At 69.8% G+C, this 12,981-nt stretch carries 14 protein-coding genes, 1 pseudogene and 1 riboswitch; of the genes and pseudogenes, 11 read left to right on the forward strand and 4 right to left on the reverse strand.

Annotated elements, in window-relative coordinates; translation table 11 throughout:
* Positions 1-208 precede the first annotated feature (208 nt).
* Entirely contained in the window at positions 209-715 is a 507-nt protein-coding gene (locus ACH4VO_RS30405; protein WP_360997302.1) for a hypothetical protein, read from the forward strand.
* A gap of 85 nt (positions 716-800) precedes the next feature.
* Here the strand turns inward: ACH4VO_RS30405 and ACH4VO_RS30410 are convergent, their stop codons facing one another.
* Entirely contained in the window at positions 801-1,100 is a 300-nt protein-coding gene (locus ACH4VO_RS30410; RefSeq protein WP_360997304.1) for an NIPSNAP family protein, read from the reverse strand.
* Between the two features lie 310 nt (positions 1,101-1,410).
* On the opposite strand from ACH4VO_RS30410, the gene ACH4VO_RS30415 reads away from it, so the two are divergent.
* Together ACH4VO_RS30415 and ACH4VO_RS30420 are read left to right on the forward strand one after the other, a co-directional pair.
* Positions 1,411-2,289 (forward strand): helix-turn-helix transcriptional regulator, encoded by an 879-nt coding sequence (locus tag ACH4VO_RS30415; protein ID WP_360997305.1) that lies wholly within the window; start codon positions 1,411-1,413, stop codon positions 2,287-2,289.
* On the forward strand, positions 2,286-2,540 hold the full coding sequence (locus ACH4VO_RS30420; protein ID WP_360997307.1) for a DUF397 domain-containing protein: 255 nt from the start codon (positions 2,286-2,288) through the stop codon (positions 2,538-2,540). The genes ACH4VO_RS30415 and ACH4VO_RS30420 overlap by 4 nt, the downstream gene beginning before the upstream one ends.
* A 70-nt stretch (positions 2,541-2,610) precedes the next feature.
* Here ACH4VO_RS30420 and ACH4VO_RS30425 read toward each other — a convergent pair.
* From ACH4VO_RS30425 to ACH4VO_RS30435, 3 genes and pseudogenes are all read right to left on the reverse strand, one after another.
* Positions 2,611-3,116 (reverse strand): annotated as a pseudogene (locus ACH4VO_RS30425) (type I restriction endonuclease subunit R); the annotation flags it as partial.
* A gap of 135 nt (positions 3,117-3,251) precedes the next feature.
* Positions 3,252-3,755, reverse strand: coding sequence for a GNAT family N-acetyltransferase (locus ACH4VO_RS30430; RefSeq protein WP_360997309.1), 504 nt, complete (start codon positions 3,753-3,755; stop codon positions 3,252-3,254).
* A gap of 160 nt (positions 3,756-3,915) precedes the next feature.
* On the reverse strand, positions 3,916-6,255 hold the full coding sequence (locus tag ACH4VO_RS30435; RefSeq protein WP_360997311.1) for a chitinase C-terminal domain-containing protein: 2,340 nt from the start codon (positions 6,253-6,255) through the stop codon (positions 3,916-3,918).
* A gap of 260 nt (positions 6,256-6,515) precedes the next feature.
* A riboswitch (FMN riboswitch) is annotated at positions 6,516-6,646 on the forward strand.
* 162 nt (positions 6,647-6,808) lie between these two features.
* On the opposite strand from ACH4VO_RS30435, the gene ribD reads away from it, so the two are divergent.
* From ribD to ACH4VO_RS30475, 8 genes are all read left to right on the forward strand, one after another.
* Positions 6,809-7,909: a bifunctional diaminohydroxyphosphoribosylaminopyrimidine deaminase/5-amino-6-(5-phosphoribosylamino)uracil reductase RibD gene (gene ribD, locus ACH4VO_RS30440; RefSeq protein ID WP_360997313.1), complete on the forward strand. Its 1,101-nt coding sequence runs from the start codon at positions 6,809-6,811 to the stop codon at positions 7,907-7,909.
* Entirely contained in the window at positions 7,910-8,608 is a 699-nt protein-coding gene (locus ACH4VO_RS30445) for a riboflavin synthase (protein WP_360997314.1), read from the forward strand. It begins immediately after the preceding gene.
* Positions 8,605-9,249 (forward strand): nicotinamide mononucleotide transporter family protein, encoded by a 645-nt coding sequence (locus tag ACH4VO_RS30450; protein ID WP_360997316.1) that lies wholly within the window; start codon positions 8,605-8,607, stop codon positions 9,247-9,249. Before ACH4VO_RS30445 ends, ACH4VO_RS30450 begins: the two co-directional genes overlap by 4 nt.
* Positions 9,246-10,535, forward strand: coding sequence for a bifunctional 3,4-dihydroxy-2-butanone-4-phosphate synthase/GTP cyclohydrolase II (locus ACH4VO_RS30455; protein WP_360997318.1), 1,290 nt, complete (start codon positions 9,246-9,248; stop codon positions 10,533-10,535). The genes ACH4VO_RS30450 and ACH4VO_RS30455 overlap by 4 nt, the downstream gene beginning before the upstream one ends.
* Positions 10,536-10,617: 82 nt before the next feature.
* Positions 10,618-11,103 carry a 6,7-dimethyl-8-ribityllumazine synthase gene (gene ribH, locus ACH4VO_RS30460; protein ID WP_069173202.1) on the forward strand — a complete coding sequence of 162 codons (486 nt, stop codon included), beginning with the start codon at positions 10,618-10,620 and terminating at the stop codon, positions 11,101-11,103.
* 35 nt (positions 11,104-11,138) lie between these two features.
* Positions 11,139-11,411: a phosphoribosyl-ATP diphosphatase gene (locus tag ACH4VO_RS30465; RefSeq protein ID WP_031097852.1), complete on the forward strand. Its 273-nt coding sequence runs from the start codon at positions 11,139-11,141 to the stop codon at positions 11,409-11,411.
* A gap of 80 nt (positions 11,412-11,491) precedes the next feature.
* Positions 11,492-12,340 carry an ATP phosphoribosyltransferase gene (gene hisG / locus ACH4VO_RS30470; protein ID WP_360997320.1) on the forward strand — a complete coding sequence of 283 codons (849 nt, stop codon included), beginning with the start codon at positions 11,492-11,494 and terminating at the stop codon, positions 12,338-12,340.
* Positions 12,341-12,413: 73 nt separating this feature from the next.
* Entirely contained in the window at positions 12,414-12,893 is a 480-nt protein-coding gene (locus ACH4VO_RS30475; protein ID WP_360997322.1) for a PH domain-containing protein, read from the forward strand.
* Positions 12,894-12,981 lie beyond the last annotated feature (88 nt).

A 12,981-nucleotide genomic window follows, 5' to 3' on the forward strand; every position in this document is an offset into this window, starting at 1 on the left:
GACCTCGACAATCCTCATTCTTGCTGGTCAGAGGCACTTTCTGCGTTTCTGATCAACCACTGGACAGCCCACCTCGTGAAAGCGCGAGGCTAACGGCGCTGATTGGTCAGCGGTTGAGCTGGGCCATCAGCTCACGGTTCCCCCGACAGCAGAAGGCCCCCGGCCCGCGACCTCACAGTCCGGGGGGCCGTACTCATCCGGAGAGACAATGGATGCCCATTTCAGGGACTGGGTCCGCCTGCTCGATCGGACCCTCGACCTGGAACTTGAAGCCGTACTGGAGAACGACGACGTCCGCGGATTTCTGTGGTCGGCCTTCGAGAACAACGGCGCGATGCCGCCCGCGTACTTCGTTCCTCTGCTCATCGAGCGCCGCCGTGCCCTCGCCCAGCACGCGGTCGACTCCCTGGCGGCCACAGTCCACCAGCAGACAGGGCGGCCGGTCACCGTCCCTGTCCACGTCAACGCGCCGACGGCGTGCGAACCGGCCGGCCAGGTCTGGGTGGGCGACGAGCCCGTCCACGGAATCGACGCTCCCGCGATCGCCGTCGAGGCCGCAGAGGGCTTCCAGTGCTTGCTGGCCGACCGGGACCGTCTGATCTGGCCGCTGTGCCCGGACCACGGATCAGGCCTGCACCCCTTCCGCCTCGGCCCCGCAGCGATGTGGTTCTGCTCCAAGGCCGACCACGCGGTGGGCCCCGTCCTCCCCGCGTGACTGGACACGTCTTTCCGGACCCTCGACGAGGACGGACGACGATGGCACCTGCTGCCCTTGGCCGGCGCGTAACCGGTGCGTCGGCTCAGTACCACTCCTCCACCGTCCGCTCCTCGGTGCTGACGAGGTAGGCGTCCGGATCGAGATCCATCGACCTGCGGGCCGGCGAGTCCCAGTACCTCGCGTTGCGCTCGGCGAAGGTCTCCGGGCCGTCGTAGGAGATCAGCCAGACGAACTGATTGAGCTCCCGGTCCACCCAGGCCCCACCGATTGCGAATCCCCACTCGAGCCGCAGCGGCAGGATGTCGGCCTTCCACCGCTGCGCCCACTCGTCCAGCAGGCCGTCGCGGACGGTGTAGGTGCGGAGCTGGGTGGTCTTGGCCATGGAGGTGTCCTCTCACGGGCGGACTCGGTGCGCCACTGCAGGAGCCATGTGATCCGTGGGTGGCGGGGATGGTTGGACGTTGGCTCGCTCGTACCCACTCTTTGGAGGGAACCACCTGGGAACGTCGTGCAGGCGGAGGAGCGCGTGATTACGGTGCCCGAGCGGGGCGAGCCAAGGCGGGCGCTGCGATCGAGGGGCTGCGGGCGCGGGTGTTGTCGGCCTGGTGGTTGAGCGGTGAAGTGCCTTTTTCCGTGTGACGGTTGGGCGCGAGGGACGTGGGGCGTGTACGTACGGGGACGGGCGGTGGCGGATGACGCAGGACGAGATGGTTGCGGGCGTGGGCGCGGGGGAGGGCACGGAGTCCTCGGCGGGGGCGCAGTCGGAGGGCAGGTCGGAGAACGGGGTTGCGGTCGCGTTCGGGCGGCAGCTGAAGCTGTTGCGGGTGCGGGCGGGGCTGGACCGCGTGGAGTTCGGGAAGCGGGTCGGGTACGCGGCTCAGTCGGTGGCCTCGTTCGAGCAGGGGCGGCGGATTCCGCAGCCGGGCTTCGTCGACAAGGCGGACCGGTTGCTGGAGGCCGGTGGGTTGCTGGTGGCGTTGAAGGAGGAGCTGGCGCGGTCGCAGTATCCGGCGTTCTTTCGGGACATGGCGAGGCTGGAGGCTGAGGCGGTCGAGCTGTGTGCGTACGACACCCATATGGTCAAGGGCCTGTTGCAGACCGAGGAGTACACGCGGGCCGTTCTCGCCATGCGACGACCCTTGCTCGACGGGGACACCATCGAGCAACGAGTATCTGCGCGCTTGGCGCGGCAGGAGATTTTCAGCCGCTGGCCCGCACCACTCATGAGCTTTGTTGTGGAGGAGCCCGTTCTGCGACGCCCGTTGGGCGGTCCAGCCGTTTTGCGTGGCCAGTTGTCGCAGCTGCTGAAGTTCGGCCGGTTCCGTAATGTTGAAATCCAAGTGATGCCGCTTGATCGCGACGACAACGCCGGGGTGGACGGTGCCTTCACCGTGGTTACGCGCAAGGGCGGCGAACAGCTCGTGTATACCGAGGCGCAGGGGCGCAGTAATTGGCTAAGTGATCGGGACGAGACGCGGCTTGCCGCAGCCCGCTATGGGATCATCCGGAGCCAGGCTCTCACTCCGCGAGAGTCCTTGGGGTTCATCGAGAAGTTGCTGGGAGAGCTATGAACACCGCCGAAGTCTCTGCCTCGCAGGAGCTTGCTTGGTACAAGAGCAGCTACAGCGGGGCTGAAGGTGGCGACTGTCTTGAGGTCGCCTGGCGCAAGAGCAGCTACAGCGGGGCTGAAGGTGGCGAGTGCGTGGAGTTCGCTGCCGTGGCCACACACGTACACGTCCGGGACTCGAAGCAGCCCGAGGGCTCAGTGCTGACCGTCGGCCCCGGCGCATGGGCCGGGTTCGTCGGGTTCGTCCTCGGCTGAGCAAAGTAGGCGGGAGAGCCCCGCCGCGCGCCGATCCGGCGTTGCAGCGGGGCTCTCCCATACGGGGGACCTACTCGTCCACGTTCTCCTCGCGGCGGATCATCCGCCACGCTGCCCGGCATGCGCTGCGGTCCAGGTTGGACCGGAAGCTCTTGTCGGGGCCGAAGTACTGGCGCCCTATGCCGGCGGTCGTCTCGATGTGGTCGGCCATGTTGTCGGCGAAGGCCCGGTCGAAGACCTTGCCGAAGTTGGTCTCGTCATTGACGACGGCCGCCGCCCGGACCTTGGGGTCTTTGGTGGTCTTGTTGAACGGCTTCCGAACGTCCTCTTCGGTGAAGTCCGTGCCGAACGTGGTGTTGAACGCCTCGATCAGCTCCGACAGCAGCGACTTCTCCGCCTCCGCTGCGCCGCCCGCACCCTCACCGAAGCCGGGCGGCTCCGTCGAGCCCTCGGGGGTGAGAGAGACGTCGTACTCGCCCGTCTTCTCCACCCGCAGGTGGCTGAGGTCGATCACCCCAATGTCGACGCCACCGTCCGCCCGAGGGGAAGGGGGTCGAGGAGGCAGCGGCTGTAGAGGTTAGGCCCGTGCGGCTCGGCGATCCGCTCCGGCGCCACAGCGGGCGGACGCAGGTCCGCCGCTGAGCGGCGAGAAGGCGGACATCGCCGGACTCCACATCGCGCCTCCGGCATGCATCGATCACGCATACCTGGTCACGGCAACGTGCGTGTGAGCCAGACCACTTCACCATTGTCCTCCGTGGAAACGTGATCCCGCTCGAACCCGAGCTTCTCGAGGACACGGAGCGACGGTGTGTTCCACGCGCCGACGGTCGACCAGAGCCGTTTTCGCCCGGTTGCGGCAGCGGCATCGAGCACCGCGCCGGCGGCCTCGGTGGCGTAGCCACGCCCATGCGCGCGCTGGAACAACTCGTACGCGATTTCAGGCTCTTCCACGGTGGAGCGGCCGATGATCAGCCCGCAGTAGCCGATGAAGTCGCCTTCGTCACGGCGCTGGATGGGCAACAGGGCTATCCCCGTAGTCGCCGTCGCGGCGAGCAGCTCCGCGATGGACGTCCGGATGTGCTCGACCGTGGGGGTCCCCTTGCCGCGTTCGGAGAGGAGGGCGCAGAACTCGGCGGCGTCCGACTCGACCCATGGCCGCAGTATCAGCCGCTCGGTCTCAAGGTGGAACGACATCGTCTCGTACGTGGTCATGCCCTCACTGTGCCCCACTGATCGAAACCCGGCCCGGGCGCGGGTCCGTCAGCCGGCCCCGCAACGGGCGCCCCGTGCCGGCGGCCGTGGGTTCGGCCGGGCAGCGGTGAGCCCGGCGGCGACGGTGGTGCCGGTCGCCGCCGGGCGGTCGGAGCCGGGTTCAGCAGGTCCCGAGGTCCTGCCAGACGCCCCACTCACCGGTGGAACCGGGTGTCTCGCCCTTGGTCCACCACTTGGCCTTCCACGTGTGCGCGCCGTAGCTCACGGTCGCCCCCGCCCCGTACTCCGCGGACGCACTCCAGGCCGTCGCCGTGCAGGTGCCGGGTGTCGGCGTCGGGGTGGGCGTCGGCGTCGGGGTGGGGCCGGTTCCGGTCCCGGTGCCCGGCTGGACGACGGTGGTGCCGCGTGCCAGGTCCCCGGCGAGGGCGTACGTCGCCCCGCCGAAGGTCACCGTCCAGTTCGACGGCGTCGAGGTCGGCAGGTAGTAGACGAAGTCCAGCTGTACCGAGGCGCCCGGGGCCAGCGTCTGCCAGGCCGGCAGCTTCAGTGACACGCGGTTGTAGTCGCCCTTGAGACCGCCGATGTTGTTCGCCGCGGTGTGGTCGCTGCGGACGATGGTGGTGCCGAAGCCCGACTGGTCCTTGGCGTTGGGCGGGGCGGAGGTCGCGTAGTCGAACCGGAACTCCGTGCCGCCCGGCAGGGTCGCCGTCGTGTTGTTGGTGATCTTCAGCTTCGGGCCTATCGGGTAGTTCGAGTCGCCGAGCGGGAACTGCTCGAAGGCCACGTCGATGTCCAGGGCCTTGGCGGGCAGGTCGATGGTCGACCGGGTGGCACCGTACGGGGTGGCGGACCTGAACTTCTCGTACATCGCGGACGTCAGTGTGGAGCCGGGCTCGTACTGCCCCTTGGCGGCGTTCCAGCCGTAGTCGCCGGCGAGCTCCCAGATCATCGTTCCGCCGATGCCCTTGTCGAGGACGTAGTCCGCCTTGGCGGCCACCGACTGCTCGTCCTCGGTGGACAGGAAGACCTTCTTCTCGGCGTTCCACAGCCAGGGCGCGACCAGCGTCGGGTCGTAGTTGCGAGCATAGGTGCCGGTCAGCTTCGTGCCGGCCGGGAAGCCGTAGCGGGTGACGTAGTCGCCCACGACCCCCTTCTCCAGGTTCTTCGCGTGCCACATCGGGTTGGAGCCGGCCGGGGACTCCTTGCCGTTCGTGTCCAGGTCGTGCCAGAGGTTGTCGATACCGACGGCACCGTCACCGCACTTCGTCAGCCCGGCACCCGCCGGGCAGTCGGTGGTCGCTGCCTTGCCCCACAGCCCGTTCGTGCCGCCCTGCACGTTCTTGAAGCCACGGGTGTAGTAGGGCAGCCCGATGTTGATCCGGCCGGCCGGCATGGAACCGCGGAAGTAGTGGTACGCCCAGTCGGTGTTGAGGTAGCCGGTCCCGCCGTACTGGGACGTCGAGTAGACGCCTGCCTGGGCCAGTTCGGCGTCCTTGCCGTCGTCGTAGAGCGAGGCGTTCGGGCCGACGTACTCGTTCCAGGCGCCGTGCAGGTCGTAGGACATGATGTTGACGTAGTCCAGGTACTTCTGGACCTGGAAGGTCTCCATGCCGCGCAGCAGATAGCCCGAGGAGGGGGCCGCGACGGTCAGGAGGTAGTGCGTGCCGTCGGCGGCGGACGCGCGGTCCAGCTTCTCGCGCAGCGTCTTCATCAGCGCGCCGTAGCCCTTGACGAGACCGGCCCGGCGGGCGTTGGCCAGGGTGTGGTCGAGCGGGTTGCCGGCGTCCTTCATCGTCGTCGGGTACTCGTAGTCGATGTCGACGCCGTTGAACCCGTACTTCTTGATGAACGCCACGGTGGAGTCGGCGAAGGTGTCGATGCCCTTCTGGTTGACCGAGCCGTCGGCGTTCGTGGCCATCGAGTAGAAGCCGCCCGAGTCCACCCGGGTGCCCTTGTCGTCGAAGTAGCCGCCGGTCTCGGCCCAACCGCCCACCGAGACCAGGGTCTTCACGGCCGGATGCTGCTTCTTGAACTTGTTGAGCAGGTTGAAGTGGCCCTTGTAGGGGAAGCCGGGGTCCATTTCGGCGCCCGCCACACCGGGCCAGGTCATGCCCGTGGACGCGTTCTGCGGGCCGTCGGTGCCCACCGAGATCTTGTTGTCGCCGTCGACGTGCGCGAACGCGTAGTTCAGATGCGTGACCTTGTCCCACGGGATGTCCGGGACGAGGTAGGCCGGCATGCCGTCCTTGCCGGTCCGCCAGTTGGTGAAGTATCCGATGACTCGCCGCTGGTGGTCGGCGCCCATCTTCTCGCGGCCCTCGGAGTCGTAGACCGAGCAGTACGGCACGGCGACGCCAGGGGTCCGGTAGAGCCCGTCGGGCCGGCAGGACTCCTGGTCGGCGGCGGCCGACGGGGTCGCGGTGAGCGAGCCCAGCAGCAGTCCGGCGGCGGCTGCGGCGGCTGCGAGCAGGGTGGCTCTCGCACGGGTGGGGGACAGCATGTGTGGTCCTCCTGGGGAGGTCGACTGACACAACGGGCAAGCGGAAGGTGCACGGGGCCCGGGTGTGCGCACACCCGGCAGGCGTTCCTCGGAGGTGACGCAGAGATTAAGAGGACTAGACCAGTGAGTCAATAGGTCTGGACCATCTCGCCGGTGAGTGGGCCAGGGCGCGGTCGTGGCACACGCCCTGTGGGTCGCTCCACAGCGGGCACCCGTTTGGCCCAGGGGCGGCCGTGGCACAATGAGTGATGTACCAGTAGCAGCGCACTCCGGGGTCGGTGCAATTCCGAACCGGCGGTTATAGTCCGCGACCCGTCCGCATCCAGCGGCCGGTTGACCAGGTGGGATTCCTGGACCGACGGTTAAAGTCCGGATGGGAGGCAGTGCGCGGCGGGCCGTCACAGGTACGTCGCCGTAGGCGGATGCGTTCCGGGAGATCGTCCCGGGACAGGCGCATCCGTGCTTTCGGTTTCGGCGTCCCCTGTTGCGTTCCGCTTCATCTGTCGTCATCGACAGGCCCCGGAGTCCGTGCCCGAAGAGGCAGGAGGACCCGGTGGCAACCGCAGCCGACATCACCGCCATGCGGCGAGCGATCACGCTCGCGGCCCGCGGACTCGGCGCCACCAGCCCCAACCCGGTCGTCGGGTGCGTCGTCCTCGACGTCACCGGGCAGCAGGCCGGCGAGGGCTACCACCGGCGTGCCGGAGGGCCGCACGCCGAGATCCACGCCCTGCGCGAGGCCGGCGAAGCCGCCCGCGGCGGCACCGCCTACGTCACCCTCGAACCCTGCAACCACACGGGCCGCACCGGCCCCTGCGCCCAGGCACTCCTGGACGCCGGTGTCCGCCGCGTCGTGTACGCGGTCGCCGACCCGAATCCGCAGGCCACCGGCGGTGCGGACACCCTGCGTGCCGCAGGGGTCCAGGTGGAGCAGGGCCTCCTCGCCGAGGAGGCGGAGGCCGGGAACACCGCGTGGCTCACCTCCGTACGCCTGGGCCGCCCCTACGTCCTCTGGAAGTACGCGGCCACCCTCGACGGCCGTACCGCCGCCGCCGACGCCACGAGCCGCTGGATCACCTCGCCCGAGTCCCGGGCCGACGTGCACCGGCTGCGCGCCGAGGCCGACGCCGTCGTCGTCGGCTCCGGCACCGCCCGAGCCGACGACCCGCAGCTGGGTGTACGCGGCATCGAGGGCGCCGTGCAGCCGCTGCGGGTCGTCGTCGACACCGCCGCCACCGCAGTCCGGCCCGGGGCCCGGGTCCTGGACGGCACCGCGCCCACGCTGATCGCCGTCGGGGAGGACGCGGACACCGCGCACCTCCCCGAGGACGCCGTGCTGCGGCTCCCGCGCGCCGCCACCGGCCCCGGGCTGGACATCGCGGCCCTGCTCGCCGCCCTGCACGCGCGCGGCATCCGCTCCGTACTCCTCGAGGGCGGCCCGGTCCTGGCCGGCTCCTTCGTCGCCGCGGGAGTGGTCGACACCGTCGTCGGCTATCTCGCCCCGGTCCTCCTCGGCGCGGGCCCCGCGGCCCTCGCCGACGCCGGAATCTCCACCCTCTCGCAGGCGTTGCGCCTGGATGTGACCGAGACCGCCCGTTTCGGCCCGGATCTGCGCATCACCGCCGTCCCCGTTCCTGCTCGGAAGGGAAACTGAGTGTTCACCGGAATCGTCGAAGAACTGGGTGAGGTCACCGCCGTCGAGAAACTCGGCGACGCCTCCCGCTTCCGCCTGCGCGGCCCCGTGGTCACCGAAGGCGCCAAGCACGGTGACTCCATCGCCGTCAACGGCGTCTGCCTCACCGTCGTGGACCTCGGCGATCAGGAGTTCACCGCCGACGTGATGGCCGAGACGCTGAAGCGTTCCAGCCTCGGTGCGCTGGAGACCGGGTCCCGGGTCAATCTGGAGCGGCCCATGGCGCTCGGCGGCCGGCTCGGCGGGCACATCGTCCAAGGACACGTGGACGGCACGGGCCGCATCCTCGCGCGCACGGTCTCCGAGAACTGGGAGGTCGTGAAGATCTCCCTCCCCGCAGAGCTGACCCGTTACGTCGTGGAGAAGGGGTCGATCACCGTGGACGGCGTGAGCCTGACCGTCGTCGACGCCGGCCCCGACCACTTCACCATCAGCCTCATCCCGACCACCCTCGCGCTGACGACGCTCGGCATCAAGAAGGCCGGCGACCCCGTCAACCTCGAGGTGGACGTCCTCGCGAAGTACGTCGAGCGGCTGCTCGGCCCGAACGCCGGGGCGTCGGCCCCCGACGCCGCGACCCCGGCCCCGGACGCCGGGACCGCGACTGCCGCGTCCGCGAGCCCGGCATCAGCCACCGAGCCCGGGGAGCCGGTCGCATGAGCACTCTGGACTGGCTGAACGCGGAGGCGTTCACCGCCTTCGGGCAGCACATCATCTGGTCGGACATGATCGGCAACACCGTCGGCCTGATCGCCCTGGCCCTCGGCTGGCTGCGCTCCGTGTGGACCTGGCCCGCCCAGCTCCTGTCCGGCCTCGTGCTCATCGCCGCCAACGTCTCCGTGCAGCAGGCGGGCAGCGTCGGCAAGCAGCTGATCGTCGTCGCCGTCGCCGTATGGGGCTGGCAGCAGTGGACCCGCGGCAGGCAGCAGGCGCAGGACGGCTCCATCGCCGTACGCTTCGCCACCTGGCGCGAACGCGCGTACCTGGTGGGCGGCGCCGCGCTCGGCACCCTCGCCGTCGGCGCCCTGTTCACGGCCTTCCCGTCGCTCTCCTGGAGCCCCTGGGCGGACGCGTACATCTTCGCCGGCACGCTCGTGGCGATGCTGGCCCAGGCCCGCGGCATGGTCGAGTTCTGGTTCGCCTGGCTGCTCGTCGACCTCGTCGGCGTCCCGCTCAACTTCCACAGCGGACTCGCCTTCTCCGGTCTCATCTACGTCGTCTACGGCGCCCTCGTCCTGTGGGGCATGCGCGACTGGTGGCTGCGTACGCGGACACCCGCTCTGGAAGGAGCCACGGCATGACTGCCCAGCCCAGCTGGTTGCACGGCCTCGCCGCCGAGGACCTCTCCCTCGACCCCGTCGCACAGGCGATCAGCGACATCGCCGCCGGACGGCCCGTCGTCGTCGTCGACGACGAGGACCGGGAGAACGAGGGCGACCTCGTCATCGCCGCCGAGAAGGCCACCCCCGAGATCGTCGCCTTCATGATGAGCGAGTGCCGCGGTCTGATCTGCGCCCCCATGGAGGACGACGAGCTGGACCGCCTCCAGCTCCCGCAGATGGTCGAACACAACACCGAGTCGATGAAGACCGCCTTCACCGTCTCCGTGGACGCCTCCGCCGCCCACGGGGTGAGCACCGGCATCTCCGCCGCCGACCGGGCCACCACCCTGCGGATGCTGGCGGGCGGCGTCGCCGGCCCCGGCGACTTCGTACGCCCCGGCCACGTCTTCCCGCTCCGCGCCCGTTCCGGCGGCGTCCTCGTCCGCGACGGCCACACCGAGGCCGCCGTCGACCTGGCCCGCCTCGCCGGACTGCGCCCGGCCGGCGCCATCGTCGAGATCGCAGGCGAGGACGGCGTGATGCTGCGCCTGCCCGAGCTCGTCCCCTTCGCCCGCAAGCACGGCCTGACGATCATCTCCATCGAGGACCTCATCGCCTACCGGCGCAGCGCCGAGCCCACCGTCCGCCGGGAGGCCGAGGTGCGACTGCCGACCGCCTTCGGCCTGTTCACCGCGTACGGCTACCGCTCCACCGTCGACGGCGTCGAACACGTCGCGCTCGTCCACGGCGACCTCGGCGACGGCGAGGACGTCCTCGTACGCGTCCACTCCGAATGCCTGACCGGGGACATCTTCCAGTCCCAGCGCTGCGACTGCGGCCCTCAGTTGCACGCCTCCATGGAACGCATCACGGCGGAGGGCCGCGGTGTCATCGTCTACCTGCGCGGCCACGAGGGGCGCGGCATCGGGCTGCTGTCCAAACTGCGGGCGTACGAGCTCCAGGAGCGCGGCGCCGACACCCTCGACGCCAACCTCGAACTCGGCCTGCCCGCCGACGCGCGGGACTACGCGGCCGGCGCCCGGATCCTCGCCGACCTCGGCGTCCACACGCTCCGGCTGATGACCAACAACCCGGAGAAGACGGCGGCCCTCGTGCGATACGGCCTCGGAATCACCGGACGCGAGCCCATGCCCGTCCAGGCCGGCGAGCACAACCTCCGCTACCTGCGCACCAAGCGCGACCGCATGGGCCACGACCTGCCCTGGCTCGACGCCACCACCGCGTCGACCTGCGGCAACCAGTGACCACCGGCAGAACACCGGCACACCGCACCGGCGGAACACCCCACCGGCGGAACACCGCACCGACCAGACAACCAGGAGAGACATGAGCGGCAAGGGCGCACCAGAACTGTCCGTACGCAACTGCGGTGACCTGCGGGTGGCCGTCATCGCGGCCCAGTGGCACGAGAAGGTCATGGACGGCCTCGTCGACGGCGCCCTGCGCGCCCTGCACGACCTGGGCATCGACGAGCCGACGCTGCTCAGGGTCCCCGGCAGCTTCGAGCTCCCGGTGGTCGCCAAGGTCCTCGCCGGGCGCGGGTACGACGCGATCGTCGCCCTCGGCGTGATCATCCGCGGCGGCACCCCGCACTTCGAGTACGTGTCCCAGGGGGTCACCAGCGGCCTCACCCAGGTCACCGTCGACACCGGAGTCCCCGTCGGCTTCGGCGTCCTCACCTGCGACACCGAGGAGCAGGCCCTGGACCGGGCCGGGCTCGAGGGGTCCCACGAGGACAAGGGGCACGAAGCGGTCACCGCGGCCGTCGCCACCGCCGCCACCCTGCGCACCGTCAGCGAACCCTGGCGCTGAGCGGCGGCCCGGGACCCCGTATTCTAAGGACCATCATGGCGAACAAAACCTTCGAAGAGCTCTTCGCCGAGCTGCAGCTCAAGGCCGCCGACGGCGACCCCTCCACCTCCCGCACCGCCGAACTGGTGGACAAGGGCGTGCATGCCATCGGCAAGAAGGTCGTCGAGGAGGCGGCCGAGGTCTGGATGGCCGCCGAGTACGAGGGCAAGGAAGCCGCCGCCGAGGAGATCTCGCAGCTGCTCTACCACGTCCAGGTGATGATGGTCGCCCGCGGGATCTCCCTCGACGACGTCTACGCCCACCTCTGAGCCTCCGGCATCCGCACTGCGGCCCAGTCGGGCCGGATTCCGTACGTTCCCACATCACTCCGCACAAAGGACCCCGCCCCATGCTGCGCATCGCCGTCCCCAACAAGGGTTCACTCTCCGGGCCTGCGATGGCGATGCTCCATGAGGCCGGCTACCAGCAGCGCAAGGAGTCGAAGGAGCTCGTCCTCGTCGACCCCGCCAACGAGGTCGAGTTCTTCTACCTCCGGCCGCGCGACATCGCGATCTACGTCAGCTCCGGCCGGCTCGACATCGGCATCACCGGCCGTGACCTGCTGCTGGACTCCGGAGCCGAGGCCGAGGAGATCCTCCAGCTCGGCTTCGCGCGTTCCACCTTCCGCTACGCCACCAAGCCCGGCACGGCCGACGGCCCGCAGGACTTCGACGGCATGACGATCGCCACCTCCTACGAGGGCATCGTCGCCAAGCACCTCGCCGACGTCGGCGTCAACGCCTCCGTCGTCCACCTCGACGGCGCGGTCGAGACGGCCGTCGAGCTCGGCGTCGCCCAGGTCATCGCCGACGTCGTCGAGACGGGCACCAGCCTGCGCAACGCCGGGCTCGAGGTCATCGGCGAACCGATCATGACCTCGGAAGCCGTCGTGATCCGCCGCAAGGGTGCCCCGGCCGACGAGCCCAAGGTGCAGCAGTTCCTGCGCCGCCTGCAGGGCGTGCTCGTCGCCCGCAGCTACGTGATGATGGACTACGACTGCCGCGTCGAGCACCTGGAGCGCGCGGTGGCCCTCACCCCGGGCCTGGAGTCGCCGACCATCTCCCCCCTGCACCACGAGGGTTGGGTCGCCGTCCGCTCCATGGTCGCCGCCAAGGAGGCCCAGCGGATCATGGACGACCTGTACGAGCTCGGCGCCCGCGCCATCCTCACGACGGCCATCCACGCCTGCCGTCTCTGACAGCCCCGCCCGGTCCGCACCTGCCGCCCCTGGGGCGGCAGGGACCGCAGAACACCGAAGGACGACAGCACCCATGTCCGCCCCCGCGCCCCGGCCGCCCGAACTCCCCGCACTTCCGGCCACGTTCAGGCCCACGCGCAGCCGGGTGGTCCTGCTCGCCGTCGGGGCGGCGATGTTCGTCGTCATCACCGCGATCGCGCTGATACTGGAGCAGCTCAGCCCGGGGGAGCGGACCAGCTTCATCTTCGTCGCCCTGCTGTTCTCCGGCGTCCTCGCCCTGCTCAGCAGGCCCCGCGTCGTCGCGGACGAGGCCGGGGTCACCGTCGTCAACATCACCCGTACGCGCCGGCTGGCCTGGGCGGAGATCCTGCGCGTCAACCTGCGTGCCGGTGACCCCTGGGTCTTCCTCGACCTCAGCGACGGCACCAGCCTGCCCGCCCTCGGCATCCAGCCCGGAATCGCCAAGGAACACGCCATCCGTGACGCCCGTACCCTTCGCGCGCTCGCCGAATTCCACGGCAGCGGAGTGAACGGGAGCACGGAGAACGGCTGAGCCCCCTGCCCCGCACGGCCCCTTCTTGACTACTCTGGAGGGCGGTGGCGCCCCGCGCGCGCCCCGCCCCGCACCGGAGGCCACGAGG

It is taken from the genome of Streptomyces sp. NPDC020780, assembly GCF_044334475.1.
In the GTDB taxonomy this organism is placed as follows: domain Bacteria; phylum Actinomycetota; class Actinomycetes; order Streptomycetales; family Streptomycetaceae; genus Streptomyces.

Bases quoted from the DNA above. Each gene is read 5' to 3' on its own strand.
- ACH4VO_RS30410 (WP_360997304.1), bottom strand. From the start codon at position 1,100: ATGGCCAAGACCACCCAGCTCCGCACCTACACCGTCCGCGACGGCCTG.
- ACH4VO_RS30465 (WP_031097852.1), top strand. From the start codon at position 11,139: ATGGCGAACAAAACCTTCGAAGAGCTCTTCGCCGAGCTGCAGCTCAAG.
- ACH4VO_RS30405 (WP_360997302.1), top strand. From the start codon at position 209: ATGGATGCCCATTTCAGGGACTGGGTCCGCCTGCTCGATCGGACCCTC.
- ACH4VO_RS30455 (WP_360997318.1), top strand. From the start codon at position 9,246: ATGACTGCCCAGCCCAGCTGGTTGCACGGCCTCGCCGCCGAGGACCTC.
- ACH4VO_RS30420 (WP_360997307.1), top strand. From the start codon at position 2,286: ATGAACACCGCCGAAGTCTCTGCCTCGCAGGAGCTTGCTTGGTACAAG.
- ACH4VO_RS30415 (WP_360997305.1), top strand. From the start codon at position 1,411: ATGACGCAGGACGAGATGGTTGCGGGCGTGGGCGCGGGGGAGGGCACG.
- ACH4VO_RS30475 (WP_360997322.1), top strand. From the start codon at position 12,414: ATGTCCGCCCCCGCGCCCCGGCCGCCCGAACTCCCCGCACTTCCGGCC.
- hisG (WP_360997320.1), top strand. From the start codon at position 11,492: ATGCTGCGCATCGCCGTCCCCAACAAGGGTTCACTCTCCGGGCCTGCG.
- ACH4VO_RS30450 (WP_360997316.1), top strand. From the start codon at position 8,605: ATGAGCACTCTGGACTGGCTGAACGCGGAGGCGTTCACCGCCTTCGGG.
- ACH4VO_RS30430 (WP_360997309.1), bottom strand. From the start codon at position 3,755: ATGACCACGTACGAGACGATGTCGTTCCACCTTGAGACCGAGCGGCTG.
- ribH (WP_069173202.1), top strand. From the start codon at position 10,618: ATGAGCGGCAAGGGCGCACCAGAACTGTCCGTACGCAACTGCGGTGAC.
- ACH4VO_RS30435 (WP_360997311.1), bottom strand. From the start codon at position 6,255: ATGCTGTCCCCCACCCGTGCGAGAGCCACCCTGCTCGCAGCCGCCGCA.